This is a genomic window from Psychrobacter sp. 1Y11 (assembly GCF_052259045.1).
In the GTDB taxonomy this organism is placed as follows: domain Bacteria; phylum Pseudomonadota; class Gammaproteobacteria; order Pseudomonadales; family Moraxellaceae; genus Psychrobacter.
The window spans coordinates 140,929-166,095 of sequence record NZ_JBQQER010000003.1 but is presented as its reverse complement, the minus strand read 5'-3'; the positions used below and the strand labels follow the sequence as shown (position 1 = coordinate 166,095).

General features: G+C 45.2%; 22 protein-coding genes. 15 read left to right on the top strand and 7 right to left on the bottom strand.

Features of this window, described 5'->3' with window-relative positions:
- Positions 1–4: 4 nt before the first annotated feature.
- Positions 5–2,098, top strand: coding sequence for a glycine--tRNA ligase subunit beta (gene glyS, locus ACTXGJ_RS03825; RefSeq protein ID WP_443565177.1), 2,094 nt, complete (start codon positions 5–7; stop codon positions 2,096–2,098).
- Positions 2,099–2,268: 170 nt separating this feature from the next.
- The gene (locus tag ACTXGJ_RS03820; RefSeq protein ID WP_439241651.1) at positions 2,269–2,586 is read left to right on the top strand and encodes a hypothetical protein; all 318 of its coding nucleotides are present in this window, start codon (positions 2,269–2,271) and stop codon (positions 2,584–2,586) included.
- A gap of 12 nt (positions 2,587–2,598) precedes the next feature.
- Here the strand turns inward: ACTXGJ_RS03820 and ACTXGJ_RS03815 are convergent, their stop codons facing one another.
- Both ACTXGJ_RS03815 and ACTXGJ_RS03810 read right to left on the bottom strand, forming a co-directional pair.
- Entirely contained in the window at positions 2,599–3,204 is a 606-nt protein-coding gene (locus ACTXGJ_RS03815) for a cell division protein ZapA (protein ID WP_443565176.1), read from the bottom strand.
- Positions 3,205–3,248: 44 nt separating this feature from the next.
- Positions 3,249–3,710: a hypothetical protein gene (locus ACTXGJ_RS03810; protein WP_439241647.1), complete on the bottom strand. Its 462-nt coding sequence runs from the start codon at positions 3,708–3,710 to the stop codon at positions 3,249–3,251.
- A 191-nt stretch (positions 3,711–3,901) separates the two neighbouring features.
- On the opposite strand from ACTXGJ_RS03810, the gene ACTXGJ_RS03805 reads away from it, so the two are divergent.
- The 4 genes from ACTXGJ_RS03805 (at position 3,902) to ACTXGJ_RS03790 (ending at position 7,464) form a co-directional block, all read left to right on the top strand.
- Positions 3,902–4,555, top strand: coding sequence for a UPF0149 family protein (locus tag ACTXGJ_RS03805; protein WP_439241645.1), 654 nt, complete (start codon positions 3,902–3,904; stop codon positions 4,553–4,555).
- Positions 4,556–4,647: 92 nt separating this feature from the next.
- Positions 4,648–5,133, top strand: a complete 486-nt coding sequence (locus ACTXGJ_RS03800) for a nucleoside deaminase (protein ID WP_443565175.1) — start codon at positions 4,648–4,650, stop codon at positions 5,131–5,133.
- A 194-nt stretch (positions 5,134–5,327) separates the two neighbouring features.
- Positions 5,328–6,560: an acetylornithine deacetylase gene (gene argE / locus ACTXGJ_RS03795; RefSeq protein WP_443565174.1), complete on the top strand. Its 1,233-nt coding sequence runs from the start codon at positions 5,328–5,330 to the stop codon at positions 6,558–6,560.
- A 163-nt stretch (positions 6,561–6,723) separates the two neighbouring features.
- Positions 6,724–7,464, top strand: a complete 741-nt coding sequence (locus ACTXGJ_RS03790; protein ID WP_443565173.1) for a LysE family translocator — start codon at positions 6,724–6,726, stop codon at positions 7,462–7,464.
- A gap of 146 nt (positions 7,465–7,610) precedes the next feature.
- Here the strand turns inward: ACTXGJ_RS03790 and miaB are convergent, their stop codons facing one another.
- Complete coding sequence (gene miaB / locus ACTXGJ_RS03785; RefSeq protein WP_443565171.1) at positions 7,611–9,098, bottom strand: tRNA (N6-isopentenyl adenosine(37)-C2)-methylthiotransferase MiaB; 1,488 nt, start codon at positions 9,096–9,098, stop codon at positions 7,611–7,613.
- 469 nt (positions 9,099–9,567) lie between these two features.
- On the opposite strand from miaB, the gene ACTXGJ_RS03780 reads away from it, so the two are divergent.
- From ACTXGJ_RS03780 to ACTXGJ_RS03765, 4 genes are all read left to right on the top strand, one after another.
- Entirely contained in the window at positions 9,568–11,718 is a 2,151-nt protein-coding gene (locus ACTXGJ_RS03780) for a lytic transglycosylase domain-containing protein (protein ID WP_443565170.1), read from the top strand.
- A gap of 424 nt (positions 11,719–12,142) precedes the next feature.
- Positions 12,143–12,943, top strand: coding sequence for a T2 family ribonuclease (locus ACTXGJ_RS03775; RefSeq protein ID WP_439241633.1), 801 nt, complete (start codon positions 12,143–12,145; stop codon positions 12,941–12,943).
- Between the two features lie 516 nt (positions 12,944–13,459).
- Positions 13,460–14,443, top strand: coding sequence for a malate dehydrogenase (locus ACTXGJ_RS03770; RefSeq protein WP_439241631.1), 984 nt, complete (start codon positions 13,460–13,462; stop codon positions 14,441–14,443).
- 237 nt (positions 14,444–14,680) lie between these two features.
- Entirely contained in the window at positions 14,681–14,920 is a 240-nt protein-coding gene (locus ACTXGJ_RS03765) for a DUF2789 family protein (RefSeq protein WP_439241629.1), read from the top strand.
- 93 nt (positions 14,921–15,013) lie between these two features.
- Here ACTXGJ_RS03765 and ribF read toward each other — a convergent pair whose 3' ends face one another.
- Positions 15,014–16,054: a bifunctional riboflavin kinase/FAD synthetase gene (gene ribF, locus ACTXGJ_RS03760; RefSeq protein ID WP_439241627.1), complete on the bottom strand. Its 1,041-nt coding sequence runs from the start codon at positions 16,052–16,054 to the stop codon at positions 15,014–15,016.
- Between the two features lie 146 nt (positions 16,055–16,200).
- On the opposite strand from ribF, the gene ACTXGJ_RS03755 reads away from it, so the two are divergent.
- Positions 16,201–16,815, top strand: a complete 615-nt coding sequence (locus tag ACTXGJ_RS03755) for a GNAT family N-acetyltransferase (protein WP_439241625.1) — start codon at positions 16,201–16,203, stop codon at positions 16,813–16,815.
- A gap of 56 nt (positions 16,816–16,871) precedes the next feature.
- On the opposite strand, the gene ACTXGJ_RS03750 is transcribed toward ACTXGJ_RS03755, so the two are convergent.
- The 3 genes from ACTXGJ_RS03750 to ampD all read right to left on the bottom strand — a co-directional run bounded on the left by ACTXGJ_RS03750 (position 16,872) and on the right by ampD (position 19,894).
- The gene (locus ACTXGJ_RS03750) at positions 16,872–17,486 is read right to left on the bottom strand and encodes a hypothetical protein (protein ID WP_439241623.1); all 615 of its coding nucleotides are present in this window, start codon (positions 17,484–17,486) and stop codon (positions 16,872–16,874) included.
- 104 nt (positions 17,487–17,590) lie between these two features.
- Positions 17,591–19,141: a murein biosynthesis integral membrane protein MurJ gene (gene murJ / locus ACTXGJ_RS03745; RefSeq protein ID WP_439241621.1), complete on the bottom strand. Its 1,551-nt coding sequence runs from the start codon at positions 19,139–19,141 to the stop codon at positions 17,591–17,593.
- Positions 19,142–19,258: 117 nt separating this feature from the next.
- The gene (gene ampD, locus ACTXGJ_RS03740; RefSeq protein ID WP_439241619.1) at positions 19,259–19,894 is read right to left on the bottom strand and encodes a 1,6-anhydro-N-acetylmuramyl-L-alanine amidase AmpD; all 636 of its coding nucleotides are present in this window, start codon (positions 19,892–19,894) and stop codon (positions 19,259–19,261) included.
- 216 nt (positions 19,895–20,110) lie between these two features.
- On the opposite strand from ampD, the gene ACTXGJ_RS03735 reads away from it, so the two are divergent.
- The 4 genes from ACTXGJ_RS03735 (at position 20,111) to pyrE (ending at position 25,142) form a co-directional block, all read left to right on the top strand.
- The gene (locus tag ACTXGJ_RS03735; RefSeq protein ID WP_443565169.1) at positions 20,111–22,324 is read left to right on the top strand and encodes an Lnb N-terminal periplasmic domain-containing protein; all 2,214 of its coding nucleotides are present in this window, start codon (positions 20,111–20,113) and stop codon (positions 22,322–22,324) included.
- Positions 22,325–22,374: 50 nt separating this feature from the next.
- A complete protein-coding gene (locus ACTXGJ_RS03730) occupies positions 22,375–23,235 on the top strand; it encodes an NAD-dependent epimerase/dehydratase family protein (protein ID WP_439241615.1) in 861 nt (286 codons plus the stop codon).
- Positions 23,236–23,313: 78 nt separating this feature from the next.
- Entirely contained in the window at positions 23,314–24,324 is a 1,011-nt protein-coding gene (locus ACTXGJ_RS03725; protein WP_439241613.1) for a hypothetical protein, read from the top strand.
- Positions 24,325–24,410: 86 nt separating this feature from the next.
- Positions 24,411–25,142 (top strand): orotate phosphoribosyltransferase, encoded by a 732-nt coding sequence (gene pyrE / locus ACTXGJ_RS03720; RefSeq protein WP_439241611.1) that lies wholly within the window; start codon positions 24,411–24,413, stop codon positions 25,140–25,142.
- The last annotated feature ends 25 nt before the right edge of the window (positions 25,143–25,167 follow it).

Genomic DNA, 25,167 nt, shown 5'->3' with positions numbered 1-25,167 from the left:
TCCCATGAGTACCATCTTATTTGAACTGGGGTGTGAAGAGCTGCCTCCCAAGAGCCTAAAACCGCTTCGCGATGCGCTGCAAGCTAGCGTTACTGAGCAACTAGATGAGGCTGATATTGGCTTCGATAGTATTAAAGCCTTCGCCGCACCGCGCCGTTTGGCGATTCAGATTCAAGGTATTAGCGATAAGCAGCCCGATCGCACCGAGCAAAAACGCGGCCCTGCAATAAAAGCGGCCTATGATAGCGAAGGCAATCCCACTCGTGCAGCTATGGGCTTTGCCAAAGGCTTAGGCATAGAGGCCAGCGAGCTGACGACTATCAATACTGATAAAGGCGATTACGTCGGCTATGAGCAAACCATTCACGGTCAAGCGACGACTGAGTTGTTACCTGATATTTTTCAAACGGCGCTCGATAATCTGCCGATTGCTAAACGTATGCGCTCCGGTAGCGGCCGAGAAGAGTTCGTGCGTCCGGTGCAGTGGGTGGTCTTGATGCAAGACGATCAAGTCATCGATGCGACCATTCAAGGCCATCAGACTGGCGCAAAAACCCGTGGTCATCGCTTTCATAGCCCTGACTATTATGAGCTAGATCATGCTGATAACTATGAGTCGCTGCTTGAGCGCTTAAAAGTGATCGCTGATTTTGATAAGCGCCGGATGCTGATCAACAATCAGGTTAAAACTTTAGCCGATCAAGTCAATGCCAATGCTATTGTTCCGGCAGAATTATTAGATGAAGTGACGGCGTTGGTTGATTTGCCAATTGCGCTAAGAGCGAGCTTTGAGCCCAGGTTTTTGCAAGTGCCGCAAGAAGCGCTTATCTCGACCATGCAAGCGGATCAGAAATATTTTTGTCTGACCGACAAAAATGGCAAGCTGCAACCGTACTTTATCTTTATCACTAACATCGAGTCCAAAGATCCCAATCAAATCATCGAAGGTAACGAGAAAGTCGTACGTCCGCGCTTAGCCGATGCAGAATTTTTCTTTTTGCAAGATCAAAAGCAGCCCTTATTTGCGATGACTGAGAGCCTGAAGACGCGCGTGTTCCAAGATCAGCTTGGGACGATTTGGGAGAAGTCTGAGCGTATTGCCAAGCTTGCTGGCTTTATCGCTGGGCTCATGCAAGAGCAAGGACAGAGTATTGACCTTGATGAGACGGTACGCGCAGCCATACTAGCCAAAGCCGATTTGGCAAGCTCTTTAGTCGGGGAATTTCCAGAATTGCAGGGTATCGCCGGGACTTATTATGCGCGTCTAAATGACGAGCCGGAGGCGGTCGCCGCTAGTATCGAGGAGCAGTACTTACCTAAGTTTAGTGGTGACGTATTACCAAAAACGCCGATCGGTATTTGCTTAGCTTTGGCAGATCGTTTGGATACGCTAGTTGGTATTTTTGCGATCGATCAAGCGCCAACAGGCTCAAAAGATCCGTTTAGTTTACGCCGTTCGGCTATCGGTATTTTACGGATTTTAATCGAAAAGCAGCTACCTATTAATTTAGTGGCATTGGTTGAGCAAGCGATTAAAAATTATAGCAGCAGCGAGGGTAGTAAGATTGCGAAGATGGGCGATACCTTTACCCAAGTGATGGCGTTTTTAAATTCGCGTTATCGCGCGATGTATACCGAACAAGGCGTCAGCGTCGATACTATCCAGGCGGTACAAGCTATCAATCCGCACATGCCGCTTGATTTTGATCAGCGTATCCGCGCGGTACAGTCTTTTAGTGAATTGCCGCAAGCAGAGCAATTAGCTGATTCTAATAAGCGCGTAGCTAATATCATTGCTAAGTCAGAAGGTGCAGTCGCTGATAATGTCGATGAGTCGCTACTGACTGAAGCCGCTGAGAAAGACTTATACGCTAAAGTGCAGCAAGCGCAGCAGCAAATCGCGCCGCTGTTAGAGCAGGCGAATTATACCCAAGTCTTGCAAACCTTAGCCAGCTTAGATGAACCGCTAACGCAGTTTTTTGATAACGTCATGGTCAATAGTGAGGATGCCGCGCTAAAAGCTAATCGCTTAGCACTATTAAAGCAAGTCCGCGCGCTGTTTTTAACGGTTGCTGATATTAGCGAGCTACAACTCTAAAAGTCATCGTTTTACTTACTAAATCAATATAAACCAAAAACTGGCTTTATTAAGCCAGTTTTTTTGTGAATGATTCCTATGCGAAGCGCGTAACTTACCGTAAAATCTAGAGATGAAGATTTAAGACCCTAATATCCAGAGCGTTGCCCGCTACTCAAAGGAGCCTTGCCGTGTTCGCTGTTATTACCACTATTATTATCATTTGGATCTGTATGTGGCTGTTCTATAAAGTCATGTATCCGCGCCCGCCCAAAAGCATGATGCCGCAAGCAGGCGATATCACCACCCCGCGCACCTGTAACTTCTGTGGCCATAGTCTTGCTGAGTATCGCGGCGTGCTCGAAACTCAGCCTAATACCGAAGCTACGCTAGCTGCAGATGACATGACGGCTGATACGGCTACTAAAAAAAATCAACCGCTATTTTTCTGTAACTACGAACATCAGGCCGACTTTCATGCCGGTAAAGTCTATAAGGCTCACTCCTAGGCGTGCTTTGGTTTAGAGAACCGACTGCGCTTCTTGCAGGATTTTATTTAATAACTGCTCGTTTTGTTTGCTTTGCTGCTGACGCTCAGCTGCTGAGGTTTTATGAGCGTTGATTTGTTCATATAAATTCAAGCAAGACAAGACTAACAGGTTCTCTTGGTTCAGCTTAGGCGCGTCTTTTTTGATAGCAGTGGCAAAGTCATTGATAAACTTTTCAGCCGCTCTTAGCTCTTGCTCTTCATCAGCAGGACAAAAGATAGGGTAGCTGGCACCAGCGATCACGATATCTATCTTTTTGATTTCCTGTTTTTTGCTTTCCGGATTTTTATTCTCTGGTTTTTTGTTTTGCAGCTCTGTGGTTTTGTTGACGGATTTACTATTAGTCATATCATTACTTTTGCTATGGTCAGTTGTTTTAGTCAAGTTATTAGCATTAGCCGATGGGCGTGCCGCTTTGCTTTCAACTACTCGGCTTTGCGTGTTTGCGTCTTGAGGCTGAGTCGTCGGTATATTTGGGCTATTATCAGTTTTTACAGTACTATTCTTATTACTAGTGTCGCCACTTTTACTAATCGTTTCGAGCGCTGATTTTTGCGAGTCAGTACGGTTATCAGTCATAAAAAATCCTACAAAATAAAGGTTTGAAATTGACGTTAAAGCGCTTAGCTATCCATCTGGTCAATACGGGTCAAGCGCTGCAGTACCACTTGAGTACGCTCAGCAGCCAGTTGGTTTTTTTGCTGTAAATCGCTATTTTGTTGCTTGATATCGTCAAGCTGCTGATGCGCTTCTTGGTTTTGCTGCTCTAAGCGCTGATTGATCTGTTCAAGCTCACTATTTTTTTGTTCTAAATCGCTCAGTTGCTGCTGTAGTTTGTCTTGCTCTTCTCCTATCATGTGATGAGCCTCGGCCAGACTTTGATAGCGTTTGTCTAGATCGCTCAGCTGTTTTTTGGCAGTATCGCGCTCATTGGTGCTACTACTGAGCTGGGTTTTTAGAGCGGACAGCTCTTTTGGATCAGGATGGGGCTGTTGTTTTAATTGACTGAGCTCGCGACTGACCAGTTGATGCTGTTTTTTTATATCTAGTATCATTTTTTCTAAATTTTTTAATTGATCATACATAGTCAGTTTTTATCCCTAATAAACGTTATGTGAATGAATTGTCTTTATGCGTTTAATAATGCCATAAGTGACCTCATAATATCTATATCAACAAAGTAATTGCCGCTGATTGTCTAAGCGGGCGTTTTTATGCAAATTTATACTTTGTAGCCATTATTTAACCTTAATTTATTTTGAATCAGGATGTATTTATGAATGATAATATCTCAGGCTGGAACACTTGGTCGGATGCGTTTGCAGATTGGACGGATGTGACTATCAGTGAGATACATGGCTTGATGACCGGCTTGATGACCGCCTGTAACGCGCCTGATGAGGCAGGTTGGGCGGCTATCTTGAGCGAGCTTAGCTTTGAAGCTCTGCCCGAAGAGGCGCTAACTTTATTGACCGAAGAAAGCGAAGACACGGTATTTCAGCTAAAAGATAAAGATGATGCTTACGCTTATACGCCTCTAGTTCCCGATGATGAACATGATTTGTACGAGCGTGTAATAGCGCTGAAACAGTGGGCAAATGGGTTTATGACCGGTTTTGGCATTACTGATTGTAGCCTCAGTTCTGAGGAAAATGAGATGCTCTCTGATTTGGCTAAGATCGGCGCGATTCGTTTGGCAGAAGATGACGAATTTGAGGGCGGTGAGGAATCCTATCTTTATATTTATGAGTTTGCACGTATGGTGCCCGTCAGCTTTGCCACGCGCAAACGTAAATCGGTAAAAGAGTTGGCGATAATTGCTGGCCTGCCGATAGATGCTAAAACCACTAAAGAGCTACAAGCTGAGGGTAAGCTGCCCAAGCCCATGCCACCGGTCATGGATGTTATGAATCAAAACAATCCTTCATAGGCAAAGTGAAGATTTGTTAATATTTTTATCGTTGATAAGATAACTGCAAGGTTTAGCGATAAATGCTGATTAATAAACACAAGGGAAATAATATGATAACGGATGAAGATAAGGTTCATTTACGACGCTGCGTTGAGCTAGCAGCTGAGGCTCTCGAAGCCGGCGATATGCCATTTGGCAGCGTATTAGTCGATGGTGATGGTAAGGTATTACGAGAAGATCGCAACCGTATTAACAGTGTCGATGCCACTTACCATCCGGAGATTGCGGTAGCGCGCTGGGCGGCAAAAAATATGACTGAAGAGGCGCGAGCCAAAGCCACCGTTTATACCTCAGGCGAACACTGTGCGATGTGCTCTGCTGCACATGGGCTAGCGGGGCTAGGCCGCATTGTATATGTCAGTTCCGCTAAGCAATTGGGCGAGTGGATGGCGGAGATGGGCGTAGACTCGCCCCTGTCAATTAATGCGTTAGCTATCTCAGAGGTTGCCCCTGATATCCCTGTCGATGGGCCAGTCGAAGGCTTAGATCAAGAGGTCAAAGAATTGCAGCGCCATGCTCAGCAAAGAGGGGAATAGTGGCTGCTACTATAGTCAGCTGAAAATAAAATTGTCATGGCTTTATGGAACGCGCTACTGGTATAAATTTTACTTGCGTGTTGTGTTGTTGCAGCCAGAGGCTGCGCAAAATTCATTCCAGTATCGCTATGGCACTTTTAAAGTATATCAACTATATTATTTCTAAAATCGCTTTTATAAGATAAGGATATCCCATGTCTACCCAGACAGTTACTCATAGTAACGATCAAATAGATGCTACTCATTATCCTAAGCAAAGTATCGATTGGCTGACGCGCCTGATTGGCTTTGATACGGTCAGTCGCCATTCAAACTTAGCATTGATTGAAGACGTACAAAGCTACTGTGAGCAGTTGGGTTTGAATGTCAAACTAACTTTTAATGACGAAAAAAACAAAGCCAATCTATTTGTCACTGTGCCAGCGGGTCGTAATGCTGAGCAGATAAATGGCGGCTTAGTATTGTCAGGGCATACTGATGTGGTGCCTGTTGATGGTCAAGACTGGAGCTCTGATCCGTTTAAAGCTGAGATTCGCGGTGATAAGCTCTATGGGCGCGGGTCTTGTGACATGAAAGGCTTTATTGCTTGTGCGTTAACTATCCTACCCACAGCGGTACAACTATCTAATAGCGGTCAATTGCGTCGCCCGCTACATTTGGCACTATCGTTTGATGAGGAAGTCGGCTGTTTAGGAGCCCCTTTGATATTGGCCGATCTAAAAGCATGCGATATCACTCCTGATTACTGCATCGTCGGTGAGCCCACGAATATGACAATGGTCGTCGCGCATAAGGGCATTGCGGTCTATCGTTGTCGCGTCCATGGCAAATCTGCGCATTCATCCTTGACCCATAAAGGCGTCAACGCCATTAGCTATGCTAGTCGCTTGATCGGTTATGTCGATAGCTTAGCGGATGAATTCACCAGCCGTAAAGATAACGATGAGATGTTTGATGTGCCGTATTCGACCTTATCAGTCGGTACCATACAAGGCGGCACTGCGACTAACATCGTGCCGAACCTATGCGAATTTACTTTTGATTATCGTAACTTGCCGCATATGACTCAAGACGATATGTTAGCGCCTATCAAAGCTAAAATCGCTGAATTAACTGCTCAGATGCAGCAGCGCGCTCCTGAGACGGGTATTGAGCTTTTACAAGAAGAGGGTGTACCGGCAATGACCGATAATACCAATGATGAGCTACAACAGCTCATCGCCGCGCTCACGGGCGATCATGAGCGTCACAAAGTCGCTTATGCTACCGAAGGCGGTCAATTTACCAATAGCGGTATTCCAACGATCATCTGCGGCCCGGGTAGTATCGAGCAGGCGCATAAAGCTGATGAATTTGTGGCGCTGAGCGAGATTGAGCGCTGTGATGGTTTTTTGCAGAAATTGTTAGACAGTTGTACGGTTAACTAGCTGTTTAATGATAAGACAATTGTAGCTTACGTTCATAAGTTGGAAGCGTTTAGAGTATAATCATGATTAATAAAACACCGTCTTAATGGCGGTGTTTATTTTTTGGTTTATCGCTCATAAGCTGAATTTTAATAAATAGAGTTGCAAATAGTAGGGGTTGTTGATGTCTTGGCATCTATTTACGATATTCTTTGTCAGTACCTTTTTTATCTCCGCCACCCCAGGGCCTAATATGTTGTTAGCCTTTCAGTACGGGCTAAATTATGGTGTAAGGCGTACGCTGTGGACGCTGGCTGGATTAAGTCTTGGCTTATTTATCTTATTGCTCTCAACCTTGCTTGGACTGGATGTGATTAGTCGTCAACAGCCTTGGTTATTAGAAGTTATCAAAACCGTCGGGGCAATATATCTCATTTATTTAGGTGTCCTTTCATGGCGCGATACGGGTCATAGCAGCTTGATGGCAGAAGCCAGTGCAGTGAGTGAGGAAGTCGCTAAACTTGATTATTTTGAAACATCTGACAGCTCATATAACGTACAGCAACCAAAACCGCGTAGCTTATCTAGTGCAGCGGTCAAGGTCATTCCTAGCAATTCAAAGCTATTTCGTACCGGCATTTGGGTTTCGTTATCTAATCCCAAAGCGATTCTGTTTTTTGCCGCCTTCTTTCCGAAGTTTATCAATTTTAGCGCGCCGCTTTGGCCGCAGTATATAATGCTGACTTTTGGCTTGTTCTTAAGCGAAACCATTTGGCAGATTATCTATACGCTTGGTGGGAAGCAGTTGGCTGGCTGGCTCGATGTTAGCGATCGTTTGGCTTGGCTAAATCGTGCTTGCGGCGTGATATTTATGTTGATTGCCGCCGCTTTATTGGCTGAGGTGGCTAGTCATTTTATAAGTTAAATAACACTATTATTTACTCATTAGAATACTGACTGATAGTCACTTACAAAAAAGCCGCTCGCTAATGATAGCAAACGGCTTTTCTTGTTTTACATTATTGGGTATGCCTTGCTTAGAAAGCACCCTACGACTGAAGTGCAATCAATCTAAGCTAACACTTCGATTAGCTCACCTTTAACCATATGCGGGCTGACAAAATCAGTCACTTTTACGCTGACGATTTTACCCAGTAGCTCATCCATTTTATCGACATCGTATTTGAACATCACCGTACGCGTATTGTCCGCGGTACCAATTAAGCAATCAGGATGGCGATTGGCGACTTGTTCAACTAATACGCGAGTGGTAGTGCCGACCATCTCATGCGACTTAGCTAGCGTGGAGTCGATAATGACCTTTTGGAATTCAGCCAAGCGTTCCTTTTTAGTTTTGAAGCTGACATCATCTGGCAGCTCTGCCGCTGGCGTGCCAGGACGCTTAGAATAAATAAAGCTGTACGAATGATCAAAGTTTAATTCTTTAGCAAGATTGAGCGTATCCTGAAAGTCCTGATCCGTCTCGCCAGGGAAGCCGATAATAAAGTCACTTGATAGATGAATATCAGGGCGAATGGCTTTAAGCTTATTGATCTGATCAATATAAACATCGATAGTATGGTTACGCTTCATCGCAGCTAAGATAGCATTTGAGCCACTTTGAACGGGCAAGTGCAAGTGCGAGACCAACTCAGGCAACTGCGCGTAAGCATCAATGATATCATCGGTGAACTCTAGCGGATGGCTGGTGGTATAACGAATACGCTCAACGCCATCGATGTGTGAGACATAATGTAACAGTTCAGCGAAACGGCAAATGCTGCCATCGTCTTTTTCGCCGCGATAGCCATTGACGTTTTGGCCTAGTAGGTTTATTTCACGAATGCCTTGCTCAGCTAAGCTGTCGATTTCTGCTAGTACATCATCTAATGGACGCGATAACTCTTCACCGCGGGTATATGGCACCACGCAAAATGAGCAATATTTTGAGCAGCCTTCCATGATAGAGACAAAGGCCTTATAGCCTTCGACTTTTGGCTCAGGCAAGAAGTCAAATTTCTCAATGCTAGGAAAAGAGATGTCGATAGTACCGATGCGGTTTTTGGGCGCGATATTACGCTGCTCATTTGACTGATCATACAGCTCTGGCAGACGGTGCAAGGTCTGCGGACCAAAGACCATATCGACATAAGGCGCACGTTTTTGGATATTATCGCCTTCTTGTGAGGCCACGCAGCCGCCAACGCCAATGACTAAGTCAGGACGTTTTTCTTTGAGTTTACGCCAACGGCCCAGCTCTGAAAATACTTTTTCTTGCGCTTTTTCGCGGATAGAGCAGGTATTCATCAGGAGCACATCAGCCTCATCGATATCATGAGTGACTTGCATACCGTGCGAATCGCCGAGCACGTCGAGCATTTTGTCAGAGTCATAGACATTCATCTGACAGCCTTGGGTGGTGACAAAGACTTTTTTGACAGGAGCGGCTGCAGAATGGGACTCTTCAAGCGCTGTTGCTGCCTGCGCAGCAAGGGTCGTTTCAGCAGTAGAGCTCGTATCGGTAGTATCGATACGCGGGTCAAATACAGTAACACTCATAACAAGAAGTCCATGGTTAAACAGATTGGCGGGGCTAAGCGCTGAAGACTAAACGCTGCAGACCAAGCACTGAAGATAAGTCGCGTATTTTATCATAATCAGTCTGTAAAGTGAAAAGTAAGCATCAGCGAATGTCATTCATCTGCTAAATTATTTATAATAGTATCAATTGCTTATCATTCGCTCATTAATGACTTACCATTGTTTAAGCGCTCAAGGCTAAAGCAGTGGTGCTAGCTTGCAACTGTATCCTATTAATACGAGCTATCAAAAGGCGAGCAATATCATTTTGTTGTTACTGGGCACTGTCCTAATTATGGATAAATGGTAAAGCTATTGGTTGAAAGTTAAGCAAATATAGTATGATAAGTTGTCTTATCGCAGCGGTATGCACCAAATCGCTATGCACATGCCAGTAATTCACCTGCTACTAACTTACCTGACACTGAAGAATATAAAGAGAATCCGTATGACAAAATTGCGCGTTGCTCATAACAGCAAAGATAAAACGACTACCGAGCACACTCTAAGTCTACAAACATTAAAGAGCGTCAAAAATAGCAAGCTGCGAGTGAGTGCATTGAGCTTAGCGACCGCTATGGGGGCGCTTGGATTATCACAAGTGGCTTGTGCTGAGCTGACTTGGGGTGATGGCGAGAGCTTTGAGCAAGAAGGCAGCTACTATTCAGGCAATAGCTATCAGCAGGGCAGTAGCGGCGTGGACTATTTTAATGCCGCCGCTCAAGCGGAAAATAGAGGCGATATCAGCGGCTTGTTCAACTATGAGCAGCTGATGAGTGGTAGCCTGTTTGCCATGTATCCGACTTATTGGCGAATGAATTTGGATCTTAATTCGCAAAGTTCAGCGGCCGTCTCGCAGTTCGTCCGCCAATACCCAGGTACCGTTATGGCCGAAAAGCTCGTCGCTGATTTTGCAGAGACCAAAGCAGGCGCTAATGATTATGCCTCAGTGCGTCAAGTGGCGAACCTGATTACCAATGCTGATAGATCTGAGCGCTGTGCGATTGCCCTTGGGTTCAATAATGGCGGCGATACTATGCGCGCCTTGGCAGAGAAGTCTGAAGTTTGGTTAACCACCAAAAAACAGCCTGCCTTGTGCGAGCAGTTGGCAATGGAGATGAATAACAACGCGCTTATTAGCAATAGTGACCGAGTCTCAAGACTAAAACGTATGCTGCGTGTCGGCAAGACAGGCGATATTATGGCGCTATCTTCACGCTTGGGGACGCCTATTCCTTATTCAGCACTGAGCGAGATTCAGCTCAATCCTTCCTCGTTTCTTAGCCGATTCACTAGAGAGCCCAACAGTCAAACCAACCAATACCTCTATCTGTACGCGATGGGTCGCCTCGCGGATAAATCCTATCGCGAAGCCGCGCTACAGTTAGACTTCGATATCAAGCAGGACAATCAGCGTAGCGCCCGTTTATTAGATGATGACACGCGTCGCTATGCTTATCGTATTATTGGCGTCAAAAGGATGAATTATAATACCGATGATGGCTTTAATAGTGAGGCAGTAGACTGGTTCCGTAACAGCCTAGACGATGATTTTAATTTTGAAGAAGCCGAAGATTATGCGATGGCTGCTATCCGCTTTAGTCGTTGGGATGATGTCGCTGAAGCCATCTCTAAGATGGATAGCGAGACCCAAAGATCAGATCAATGGCAATACTGGCTGGCGCGCGCTTACGAGCAATCGAGCGATGCTAATAAGCGTACTACCGCCAAAAGAATGTATCAGCAGCTAGCAAAAAGTAATGACTACTATGGTCTAATGGCCAAAGACAAAATCGGTCAACGCTTCGATGCCAGCCGTTTAGGCGGCAATAACTTACCTAACATTAGCAGCGCCGATCGCGCTCGTGTGATGCAAGAGCCAAACTTTGCGCGTGCCTTTGCTCTTTATAACTCAGATGCCAATCGCTCGTTTGCCAACCGCGAATGGAACTGGGCGGTCAAGCAAGCTCGTGATAAGCGTGATGATAATCTGATCATTGCCGCCGCGCGGGTAGCGCATGATATGGGCTGGCTCGATCGCGCGATTTATGCGGTGGATAATACCGATAGAGTGGACAACTTAGCGCTATCGCATCCGATGCCGCACCAAAGCGCAGTGGTACGTTATAGCCGCGAGGCGGGCATTGATCCGGCATGGGCTTATGGCATTATGCGTCAAGAGAGCCGCTTTGTGACCTCGGCACGCTCGAACGTTGGCGCTAGTGGCCTGATGCAAGTCATGCCTGATACGGCTAAGTACATCGCACGCAATCTAGGCGAGAGCTATAGTGCCAGCCGCGCCAATAGCGGCGATACTAATATTCGTTATGGTACTTGGTATATGGGTGATATCTTGGGTAAGCTCAATTATCAGCCTGTCCTTGCAACCGCTGGTTATAATGCCGGCCCTAACAATGCCAAACGCTGGCAGCCGGTCTATGGCTCGCTCGCTGCCGATCAATATGTGGAGTCTATTGCTTATCCTGAAACTCGCAATTACGTCAAGCACGTGATGGAAAATGCGACTATTTATGGTAGTTTGTTAGGCCGTTCGCAAGCGATTACTGACCGTATGGGAGTAGTACCAGCTGCTTTTTAGCAGGTTCATTGCTTAAGAATAGCGTTTGATGTGATTAGTAGCGCAGTTTTATAGCAAAAGCCATCAACATAATAATGTTGATGGCTTTTTTATAACCTTCATAAAAGACAAAGGTGTAGATGAGACTTTCACTAGTCGCTACATTGTTTTCTATATCATTGACTAGAAGTTTGTTATGCTAACTTACGTTTTTGCTATAGATTAAACAAAGTGTTTTGTTAGTATTAGACTAATCTGTCTAAATGTTATAGATTGCTAGCTTTTTATTTAGTTAGCGTCCAAAATTGGAATAATAAATACTTGTTTTTTAATGCTTGCTCCTACTGTTTGATAACTGTTGAATATCCTTTTGACTATGATAAATAAATATTTAAATTTTACAAAGTATCAAGCAAACGGCCGTCAATCGTCTGTTTGGTTCCGAATGTCTGCTACCTCAGCTGAGCCACAGTCCATAAAGCTAATAAAACTGACAAAATCCTCACAACACCCTAAGCTAAACCCTTCTTTACGGCATAAGCAGGCTTTACAACAGTCATCTACTATTCCTTTTAGTAATCGACAAGACCTGCAAAAACTGTCAGAGGTTTATTTATCTAAAGTTGCAAAGCTAGCAGGGCTAATACTATTACCTAGCGTCTTTATAGCGCCTGCACAAGCGGCAAGCGCAGTCAAAAATGGTCAGCGTGTACTTATGGTTGAGATGACCCCTGCGCTATGTAGTCTACAGCCCACGCGTGCGCGTATGCGTCAATGTTTAGAAGGCTATTCTTTTACTATATCCGGCCTAGATTTAGGCTATGGTGAGCGCTGCGGCCGTGGTAGTGAGCCGCGTCTGACCCCGCTGCAGCTTAAAGTCGTCAACCGTATTATGCCGGATACGACGGTGCGCAGCCAAGTGTGGCATCGCTATGGTACTTGTAGCCCACTAAGCGCTAATAGTTATTTTCGTCAAATTATCAACTATGCTGGAGACCTAAAGCTACCCAGCGAGCTGACAACGGGTAACAGCTATACAGTGTCGAAATCGAGCTTTCTCAAGCAGATGACGAGCCTCAATCGGGGTATGAGTTCGTCTGACATCGATCTGATATGCCAAGCGGGTAGTCGCCGCCAATCCATTTTGACCGATATTAATATCTGCTATGAAGGCAATAATTTTGCCAGTTGTAGCAATGTTGTCGATAGTTGCGGCAAAAAGTTCATCATCTCCGGCGGTCAATAATAAATCGCGTAAACAAGCAGATAAAAAAGTCCGCTAAGTGTGCCCGATAAATATAAAAAGACTAATGTAATGGACAGCAAGATTATCATTAAAAAGTTCTTAGCTATAAGGTTAAAAGCTTTTTCTAATATTGTTTTATAGCGTGTTTTGAATGAGTGGTTAACTTCTTTTTTAGAGTTTTTATCCTGACTCATTTTGTACTCTATTCATTTTAAATTGATTTTTAGGGGGCACAGAGAGTTATCGTTTATTTATTCACTGCTATCAATATTCACTCTAGTTGATAATACTACAGTAGAATTAGCATAAAATGTAACAATATAGCCCGCAAAACTTCAGCTTGCCTGCTATTGTTCCTAGACGGTTCCCTAAACTAGGTGCTACACTAGCTCTCGTTTTATGCGCCTTTTGCATAAAAGCCGTGTTTAATTCGAACCATTATGACTGAAAAAGCGACTACTTAATAAAGATATTGTCGAACAAGATACTGTCTAATAATCAATTGGAGAATACTCTATGAAACAGCCTGTACGTATTGCCGTCACTGGCGCTGCTGGTAATATCAGCTATGCTATGCTATTCCGTATTGCTTCTGGTGAGATGCTAGGTAAAGATCAGCCCGTTATTTTGAATTTACTTGAAATCACTCCAGCACTTGACGCCCTAAAGGGTGTGGTTATGGAGCTACAAGACTGTGCTTTTCCGTTATTAGTAGATATCGTGCAAACTGATGATGCCAAAGTTGCTTTTAAAGATGTGAGTTATGCATTATTAGTAGGTTCGCGTCCACGTGGCCCAGGCATGGAGCGTAAAGACCTATTAGAAGCTAACGCTGCTATTTTCTCAGCCCAAGGTAAAGCGTTAAATGACGTCGCTAACCGTGATGTCAAAGTTTTAGTCGTTGGTAACCCTGCCAATACTAATGCCGTTATCGCTCAGCGTAATGCACCAGATCTAGATCCACGTAACTTCACAGCGATGACTCGCTTAGATCACAACCGCGCTATTGCACAGTTGGCTGAACAGACTGACAGCACTGTTAATGATGTGAAGAAGATGATCATCTGGGGCAACCATTCCTCGACTCAGTATCCAGATCTAACTGCTTGTACCGTCAACGGTAAGCCTGCTTTAGATTTAGTCGAGCGCGACTGGTATGAAAATACTTATATTCCAGAAGTACAAAAACGCGGCGCGGCAATTATTAAAGCGCGCGGTGCTTCTTCAGCTGCTTCAGCTGCTAATGCCGCGATTGACCATATCCGTACATGGGTAATGGGCACGGATGGCGACGATTGGGTCTCTATGGCGGTCTACTCTAACGGCGAATACGGCATTGCAAAAGGTTTGATCTACTCGTTCCCTTGCACTTGCAGTAATGGCGACTGGTCTATCGTTGAAAATGTTGATGTCTCGTCAGACTTTTCAAAAGAGAAAATGGCCGCCACTGAGCAAGAGCTTAGTGAAGAGCGTGACGCGGTATCTCACTTGCTGCCATAAGCGCTATTGGTGTAAGTTCTGATTAAAAATACAAAAGCCTTGCTTATCGAGCAGGGCTTTTTTATGCTTGATTCGTTAACACAACTGGTAAGCTTAGATAAACATTGACTAACAGCTTTTATAAGTGGGCTTGCTACAATGAAGACGTTCGCTAAAAAGTACTAAAATAGCACTACAAAGAAGTCATATAATAAAATAACCCTGTTAAAGCTCGTATTAACATTAAGGAGAAGTACTATGTTAGGTGAAGTCGATTACAATATGAATGAATTATTCGCTCAGTTAGGGCTAGAGAATTCAGATGAGGCCATTGATAAATTCATTGCGGATAATCAGTTAGGAAAGGATGAAGAGCTAAAAAAAGCAGATGTTTGGACGGATAGTCAGCGTATGTTTTTGGAAGAAGAATGGAAAAAAGATGCCGCTTGGGTAGAGGTTATTGATGATTTAAATGTCCGCATGCATCCTGATGCTTAGTAGTTAGAACTTAATAAGTCATCCATCGAAAAAGCCACTTTAACGATTGTTAAAGTGGCTTTTTAGTTGACAGTTGAAACTCGATAATCTTTCTTAGCCTAGCTGCTGCTCTCGCCAAGCTAGCAAATCAGTTACGTCTTGGTGAATACCTTTTTTTAGAGCCTCTAAACCTTCATAGTTACGCTCGCCGTGCAAGTAGTGCAAAAAGCGTACTTGCAAGGTCTTATCGTATAGATCAGCTTTAAAGTTTGGGAAATGGACCTCTAAGCGCCACTCTTGCTCTTTGGTCACTGAAGGTCGTGTACCAATATTTGCGGTACCAAATAGACTATGCTCTCGTAGTCCTGCTACGCCCGTTTGCCCTTCTTCTGCAAGAGCGCTCAGACCATCCACTACAACATGACCTTGTTCATCGAGGCGGACCACATCGACTGCAAAGATACCATGTAAAGCAGGCTTTATTCGAGCAAGCTCAATATTGGCAGTTGGAAAATCCATAGTCCGGCCGATTTTATCACCGCCAACCACCTGCCCCATAATCGTATAGTCGCGGCCTAACAAGCAATTGGCTGCATCAAGCTCACCGGTTAATAGTAAGTCGCGTACGCGGGTTGAGCTGATGCGATCATCTTGCTGCTCTTCATCAGTGACAGTTTGAAGATCGGTCACTTTCAAGCCATAATTCTGCAAAAACTGACTGTCGCCGGTGCGATCGTGACCAAAGCGGAAATCATCGCCTAAAACTAGCGCTTGTACGTTTAGGCGCAGTGCTAACAGATCGGCGAAAGCAGTGGCTGACAGCGCTCGAAAATCACTATCGAAGCCGGCTACAATTAATGTATCTACTCCAAACTCCGCTAGCAGTGCTTGCTTTTCTGCTAAAGTCGTCAGGCGAGCAGGAGCTTTTTTCGGGGCAAAAAACTCTCGCGGCTGCGGCTCAAAGATCATCACCGCTGCGCTAAGCTTTTGCTCATCAGCCAATGTACGCACTTTTGCGAGCATCGCTTGATGGCCCAAGTGCACCCCGTCAAAATTGCCAATAGTCAGTACACAAGGCGCTAAGTCATTAGCGTTAGTCTCTTTATTAACAATATAAGGCGGCGCGATCAGTTGTTCTAAATAATAGGTATTCATAATTTACAGCTATGATAGGAGCGGTTAAATAAAAGACACACATAATGAATCTACGAGCATAAAGGGCTTCAAGGATTGCCATTATAAAGTAAAATAGTCGAACTCACACTGCAAACTATAGACCACGAACTATCTCAAGGAGAGCTATGTTACAGAATGCCATCAGTCATCATGCGCAGACGACCGCGGCCTTATTAAACCCAGTCCCATTAGATGATAAATTTGTTGTGCAACGTGCAAGTATCGATGATCTAACGGCAATATTGGATATCTATAATCAAAGTATCGCCGGTAAGCAAGCGACTGCTCAATTAGCACCCGTCACTAGCGCTGAGCGCACCAGTTGGTTCGATGAGCACCTAAATAATTCAAAACGGCCCATTTATGTGGTAACCACGAGATCAGCGATATCAGTTGACTCGCCAGCTGTTATCGTCGCTTGGGGCAGTTTTAGCGATTTATACGCGCGTACGGCCTACCATATCAGTAGTGAGGTCAGTATTTATTTGCATCGTGATTATCACGGACAAGGCTTAGGTCGCCTGTTAATCCAATGGATGCTGAGTCAAGCGCCAAGTCTGGGTATCCACAATATCGTGGCGCTTATCTTCGCTCATAACACCCCAAGCTTAAAGTTGTTTCGCAAGCTTGGCTTTGAGCAATGGGGCTATATGCCGCAAGTTTGTGATATGCAAGGTTTTATCGCCGACGTAGTAATGCTTGGCATAACGAACCAAACTACCAGATCTCCAAACCTTTAAAGGTTTATCGGTAAGCTAGTATCAGTATATATAGTTTTGACTTATCTGTTAGTTCTCTAGCCCAAAATCTTCCACTGACCATTGACTTTGCGTAGCTGATAAGTCAAAGGAGCCGGCTCGCTTTGACCTTTGAGTCGCAGCTCTCCTGTGATAGTCGCTTTCGTTTTATCGACACTATATTGAGTATTGGTTATCGTCACGCTCTCGACCGTTTGCTGAAACGCGCTTTGAGTGTTGGCAAGCTCTTGCTCAAAGTTTGCCATATCGACTTGATAGTAGCCGACCGCATCTTCGACATCGCCATAATATAGCGTGTTAAGCGCTTGCTTGACCGTATCTTCTGGAGTATTTGGCTCAGTAGGGTTCGTGACTAAGCTTGGCTGATCAGGGGGAGTGGTCACCGGATTAATGGTGCTACTAGGCATGCTAGTCTCGTCCGCTACTTGGTCAGCGCTAACTTGCTCGCTATCATCGGCAATCACACCGTCAGTATTAGCTGCTACGGCTTCTTCCACCGGACCATTGGTATTGGCAACGACTGTCTGTTCGCTGTTATCTGCAGTTGCTTCCACATCGGTGTTGTCATTATTACTACAGCCAGTAAGCAATAAACTGGCTGTCAATAAACCAGTCGCCAATAATAGTGGCTTTGATACTAGAGTGGTTGTCATGGTAGACCTCAACATTGGTGAATATAGGACTTTGGTAAATGAATCATTATGACGATTCTGCCTAGTATTGACAATCGGTACTTATATCGCTGCTGCGCCTCAAGTTAGCCATGCTTGAGCTGACGCGGACGAAACCCTGTCACTAGTAGTACAACGCCATAGACTGCTGCCCCAATCGCGCACATAATCAACAAAGCCACAATGCGTCGCCACTGCGCAGAATCGGTTGGGAAATAGGGCAGCATCACGTAGAGCGCTGCCACCATAGCGCCAGTAGCGATGATAAACTGCGCAAACAGTTTTTTCCAATGACTATCAAAACGGAAAATACCGCGCTTATGTAAGAAGTAGTACAGCAAGCCGGCGTTGACGAAAGCGGCTCCCGTCGTTGCTAGGGCTAGGCCGCCGTGCAGAGGGATCTCAAGGAAGTAAAAAATACCAATAAACAGCACGCTAAATATCATATTGGCAAAGACCGAGACAATACCAATCTTGACCGGGGTTTTGACATCTTGGCGCGCAAAAAAGGCAGGCGCAAATATTTTGATCAGCATAAACCCTAAGATGCCGCCGGCCATACTTCGTAGCGCTAGACCGCTCATTTCAGCATCGCGCAGCAAGAACTCACCGCGTAAAAATAGTGCTTGCATCATCACATCAGAGAGGATAAATAGCGCGGCGGCCGCTGGTAAGCCCACTACAATAATGAGACGCGCCGCCCAGTCTATGGTTTTTTTGAAAGTGACATCGTCTTTTTTGGCCTCGCTGGCGGAGAGACTGGGCAAAATCACCGTACCAATCGCCACCCCAATCAGTCCTAATGGCAGCTCGCTCATACGTTCAGCAGCGTACAACCAAGAGACGGAGCCGCCGATCATTAACGAAGCAAAAATGGTATTGAGCAATAAGTTAATCTGGGTAACCGATACCCCAAAGATAGCGGGTAGCATCAGCTTTAAAATACGTTTAACACCTTCATGCTGAAAATCAACTTTAGGCGCGACCAGCAGCTTTTGTTGCCATAGCTGCGGCAGCTGAATCAAAAACTGCAACAGTCCAGCGATAGCCACCGCATAGCCTAATGCCATAATCGGCGTATCAAACATGGGCGCAAATATTAGTGCCGCGCCAATCATACAAAGGTTCAATAATACAGGCGCAAAGGCGGGAGCGGCGAAGCGTCCATAACTTTGGAGAATACCACTAGCAAAAGCGGTCATCGAGATAAACAGCAAATAAGGAAAGGTCAGACGTAGTAAGTCCGCAGTAACCGCAAACTTATCGGGCTGATCGGCAAATCCTGGCGCGAATAAGGTCACCACCCAAGGCGCTAATAAAATGACCACTACCGTCAGCATCGACAAGATCAGTAGTAAGGCGCCAGAAGTACGACTGACCAACAGTTGTACTTGTTGCAGGTTATACTTCTCTTTATATTCAGATAGTACGGGGACAAAAGCTTGGCTAAAAGCGCCCTCAGCAAATAGACGCCGCAGAAAATTTGGGATTTTAAATGCGACCAAAAACGCATCCATCAAGCCGCCAGCACCAAACACACCTAGCAGCACGATGTCACGTACTAAACCCAAAACACGTGATAGCATAGTCATACTGCTGACGACCATCGTGGAGCGGAACAAGCGACTTTTTGCCATGAGAACCTATTTGCTAGTTTGCTGATGAAGGTAAGGTTAAAAATTGACGGATTATAGCATTTTCAGACGCTTGATAAAGGGATTGACTGTGAAATCTAGTCTATTATTAAAGGGTTATTACTTATCGATTTTTTTGGCTACCATCGAGCGTAGTCGTGCCCAGTCAAAATAGTCACCCGGATCGGTTTTACGGCCTGGGGCAATATCGCTATGACCGGTCAGATGCCGGCGGGTCTTCGGATAAGCCTTATACAGTGCCACAATAACTTCACTTAACATCTGGTACTGAGTATCGGTAAAAGCGCTAAAGTCTGAGCCTTCAAGCTCAATGCCGATGCTATAGTCGTTACACTCAGGACGCCCCAAGTAGCTCGACCTACCAGCGTGCCAAGCGCGCTTCTCGAAATTAACGAACTGGGTGATAGCTCCATCGCGCTCTATAAATAGATGCGCCGATACTTCAGCGCCTTTGATGGTTTGAAAATAAGGATGGGCGTCCCAGTCCAGCTGATTGGTAAATAGCGCTTTGACATAGTGGAGACCGCTGATATCCGTCTGACCAAACGCATCGGGCGGCAAGCTAATATTGTGGATAACAATTGTATCAATATAAGCTGTATCTATATCTGCATTGGTATCTGAGTGGCTATCGTTACTATTAAGCTTATCGGGACGCTTATTTTGATTAGGGGAGTATAGCCAAGTGGCAGAAGATAATTGACCGCTGGAGATAGTCATCGGCGTGGTGGACATAGTAGTCTCTGCTATAATAAGAATAGGGTATAAAAATTATTGATAAAGTCAGCGCTTAAAGCCAGTTGATTATAAAAAATTATGCTTAATAGTCAATTTAAGATGACATATCATACACGCTAGCCAAACCAAAGATAAGCGAGTGCTTATTATTAGTCATCATTTATCACGGGCTAGTACAAAAAGCTAATGCAGCATAATACGAGAGACTATTTCATGTCTATAAATCCTAACCTCAAGGCTGTGGCTGAGAGTTCAAAATATCTTACCAAGCCCGCCCGCCTGCCACTAGCCGTTGTTGGGTTGTTATTGAGCGCGCAAGTCTCTGCTTTTTTGCCGACGCCATCGTCAGTGGTCGAGGATGAGCCACTATTAGCTAATACGGCGATTAAGGATAAAATGATTGCTGCGGATGCAATAGCGCCTACACCTATATCAAGCGAATCTTTAGTAGTGGCGTCCGCTCGCAATCCTAGCGCTACTCTTAGCTTGGCAACTAAAGCGAGCAGTGCTACTACCCTAATTGCCGATGCGCAAAATAATAGCGCAAATCTAGCAGCAGAGCAGCTATTAGCAACTTGGCGCCAGCAAGCAGCGACGCAAAACCTTGCTCAGCATAAAACTTGGCGCCGATTGTTATATTTTTTAGACGATAAAAAAGGACTGTTTGGTAAGGCTAAAAACCAAAGCACTATTGATGATCCCTCGTTTTTTTTAACGTCAAATGGCCACAAGGACTCAGCTGCTGAGCTCGATGCTACGCTTGCCGCCTTAGCGAAGCAAATCACGACACCAAACCAAGCCGCCGCTGCGACCAATGATTCGGTTATATGCCGTTTTCCTGCGCGAGTAAACTGGCTAGCTGAGCAGCTAGATATCGATAAGTTGTCTCTACAAGCCGACTGCCCAGAGCTAAAAGAGTGGATGGCTATGCTAGCGCCTGAGCAGTTATCTATTATGTTCGCCGAAGAGTATTTAGATAATCCCATCTCAGCCTTTGCTCATACGCTACTGCGTATCGACTCCAAAGCTAGCGCCGCTGACTTTACCAAAATCAATCACGCTTATGCACTCAATGACACTGTCGATGGTGATCCTGATGATCCCTTTGTGCTTTACACTATCAAGTCGGTCAGTGGCGCTTATGATAATCGGATTGAGATTGACCCATATCCAGAGAAGCTAGCGAAGTATCTCAAAGACGATGAGCGCGATACTTGGACTTATCGGTTGGATTTGACGCCAGCGGAAGTACAGCAGATCATCGCGCACGTTTGGGAAACTAAGAATTTAGAGATTCCTTATTACTTTACCACTGACAACTGTGCTTCTGAGATTTTACGCCTGATTGATGTTGTGCGTCCGCAGCAAAGTCTGTTAAGTCAGCTGCCTTATGTGGTCGTGCCTGCTGATGTGGTCAATCTTTTAAATGATGAAAACTTACTAGCCAGTAGTCGTTACACTCCAGCAGATAGCAGCGTTAGGCAAGCACAGCTTAATCAGGCGCAATTATCGGCCAAACTTGGCTACACGACTCTCAGCAAAGATGAGCTCAATAATATTAAATCAGAAACGGTCAATTCAGCCTCCAGTATGTCAGCCGATGAGCAAACGCTGCCAATCTTGCCGATTGCTACGGCAGATAATAATCCGCTGGATCGTCATCGGCTGCAGCGCGCTCATATTGGCGTTGGTCAACGCGGTGATAATAATTATATTGAACTTGGCGTGCGCGCAGGCTTTCACGATACCCTTGATCGGCCTAGCGGCTATCCGCAGTTTTTTGATTTAGAGGGGCTCAAAGCCTCGCTACGGGTTTATGATACTGAAGATGATGATGCCAATAATGATCGGGTTGAATTGCAGAATTTGACTTTGTTTCGGGGTCGCTCGTTTAACCCGGACAATGCCGCTAAGAAAGGTCAGACTTGGGGCGCTAGCATAGAGGCGACCCAAATCAACGACGGCTCTCAGCAAGACGGAGCGGCACATTTAGTCGGTAGCGCTACTTTTGAGTATGGCAAATCCTGGGTATTTGGACAGCCGCCTGCTATGACTGTGGACGCTGACGCTAGTAAGCTGACAGGTGAAATGCCACAGCAGTTATGCTACACCTTAGCGACAGGGATGCTACAAGGCGGCCGCGGTATCAATAAGGGTTTTCGTATTGGTGCTGGTATCAATGCCGGTTGCCGCTACCAGCTTAACAATCGGTTACGCCTGCAAGCCCAATTGCAGCTGCCATATTGGTATCATGGCGACAGTAGTCTGTCTGAGGTACAAGCCAATTACTGGCAACCGATTAGCACTATCGGCGTGCAGTACGATATCGATAAAAACCAAGCGTTACGCATGAACGCCAGTTACGATTGGCAAGATCGCGTTGAAGATAATGAGGATATTCAGCTATCCTATATGCGCTATTTTTAACCGCTGTCTGCAATAATAATGGCTAAAAGTTATGCCAAAAAGGAGGCGTTATGGCTACGCAAAATTTGCTGATTATTGGTCAAGGTGATATCGGTCTGCCGGTCACCAATCAACTTGCCGCAGACGGTGTGCCCGTCACTGGTCTGGCCCGTAGTGAACGCGAGCATTATGATTTGGATGATCATACCAAGTTTATGCAAGCCGATGCCTTGAGTTTGACCAGCGATCAGCTACAAGTGTTTAGCGCTATTGCTATTATCGTTACTCCGGATGAGTATTCTGCTAACGGCTATAGCAACAGTTATCTAGCTATTTGTAAACATTTAGCATCTTTGGCTGACGAATTGTCTCAGCTTGATCGTATTGTTTTTATTTCCTCAACGGGCGTTTACGGGCAAGATGATGGCGCATGGATTGATGAGCATACCTTACCCGTGGAGCCTGAGCGTGAGGCCTCAAAGATAATCTTACAAGCAGAGCAAGCGCTACAGCAAGGGTTTGAAGATAAAGCTATCATTATCCGTCCAAGCGGTATTTATGGACGCGAGCGGCTGATGCGCTTGCGAAAAGCGCAAGAGACTAATAAAGACGCTATTGCCGCGGAGCACTGGAGCAATCGCATTATGGATCGTGACTTAGTGACGATCATTGCGAAAGTGCTAACTTTAGATACCACAGATGCCGAGCAAGCAAAGCTATTAAAGCCGCTTTATATCGCGACTGACTATCTGCCTGTGACCACACTTACGCTTGATGCGTGGCTCAGTAAACAATTAGGCGTTACAGCTGCAAAAATTGATGATAATAAAATCTTAGCTACTGGTAAGCGCCTGCACAGCAACATTCCGTTAACTTGGCTTAGCTATCCTGATTGGCAAACCGGTTATCAAGACATTTTGCAGCATCAGTAAAGCTAAGTTTTTTTATTCTGATAACGAATGTTTTATTTTTCTATCTATTGAACCTCAACTTAACTGTTTGGAGCCGCTATGACCCAGCCATTTACTTCTGATACGAGTTTACCGAATGCTCAGAGCAGTGCTGAGCCGGACAAGCTTGCAGACAGTAAGGCTGAGGTCGCGCAGACCGCGAGCTGCGAGCAGCCTGCTATTGTCCATCCTAATTTTGACCCTAGGCAGACGCCACTTGATCCAGCGCGGCCTTTGACTGATATTCCAGAGCCTGCACGGCGGGTCAACGGCCAACTGCAAAGGTTTTATGGTAAGTCAGCGCGTTTTAGTGCGCCGAAAACACAGTCGTTATCCAAGTGGCAGTTAATGGCCTCAAAGCCGTTCGCGGAACATTTATCGCTACTTAGTGCCGCAAAGCTGATAAAACTGCCGGACAGCTTTTATCGTCGTTATCCTAAACAGGATAGTGAACAACCATTACCGCCTTCGTCAGCTAATCGTTTGCTGTCGTCACTAGACGATATGAATTTGCTTGATATGGCGGATATTCAAGACGCTATTGTTTATTATCCTCAACTTAGCCGTTATGGGTTTTTAGCAGATAAGTCGCCTTTAAATACCGCTTCAAATACTGCGGCTTCGTTACGTACACTGATTAAGCGTTATAATCCTGATGAGCTGCTCAGTAGTCTTTACGCTGATGACTGGCAAGTGATTTTGCAGCCGCAGGATTTTGAAATGGGCGAGGGCAGCTTGGCGACAGATATTTTGGCTTGTAGCGTGGCAGTGCATGCCTTAAAGCAATGCGCGACTCGTAAAAGTATCAATCAAAGCTATAGCGCTGAGCAAATCTGCCATTATGTGCGCAGCTACTTGCTAAGCCAGCTTTATCATGCACCGGCTAGCCGTTATCATTATCGGCAGATCCGCCTATTTGCCGGTCACATTATTGTCGCAGCGCATCATTTAGGCTGGGATATGCAAGTCAGCCACGACGGTCAAGCGTATTTTAATATCTCATCACGCTGTGGTTTGCTAACTCGTTATGCCAACATGAATGACTATACGATTAACGGCTGGTCGAGCTAGCGTCACCTACTCATTTGCTGTTGTCTATTTTTTATTATCTTTACCGATTATCTGCTACTAATTATTAACTACTAACAGGAACGCTCATGCCCATTGCCAACACCGCTCAAAACGCTACACAGGCCTCTTTTTCAGCGCAGCAATTTATCGAATTAGCTCTTGAGAATAAAGTACTCAAATTTGGCGAGTTTGTACTCAAATCTGGACGAATTAGTCCTTATTTTTTTAATGCCGGTTTGCTTGCATCAGGTGAAATGCTGTCATTATTAGCTAGAGGTTATGCAGATGCATTGGTTGAGCAGTTGGCGGTTAATGAGGCTGATAATACTGATAACTCAAATACTCGCGATGACACGCTAGTTATTTTTGGTGCCGCTTATAAAGGCATACCGTTTGTAGCAGCGACTGCGCAAGCGTTGTGGCTACATCATGGAGTTAACGCGGATTGGGGCTATAATCGTAAAGAAGTCAAAACGCATGGAGAAGGCGGCAATTTGGTCGGCACTGATGTGCAAGGTAAAACGGTCTGGATTCTCGATGATGTGATTACCGCCGGCACTGCGATGCGAGAGGTGATAGAGATTTTACAGCAGGCAGGCGCTAGCGTTGCTGGTATCCTTGTCGCCCTAGACCGTAAAGAAAAAGGCCAAAATGAGCAGTCTGCTATTCAGGAGTTAGCCGCGAATTTGCAAGTACCAGTACGCGCTTTAGTCGATATTGATGATTTGATCGGTTATCTAGCCGATGATAACAGTCAGTATAAAGATGCTCAGCAATTAGCAAAAATGCAGCATTACCGTGAGCAATACGGAGTCTAGCATTTGCACCTCAGTTTAAGAGAAT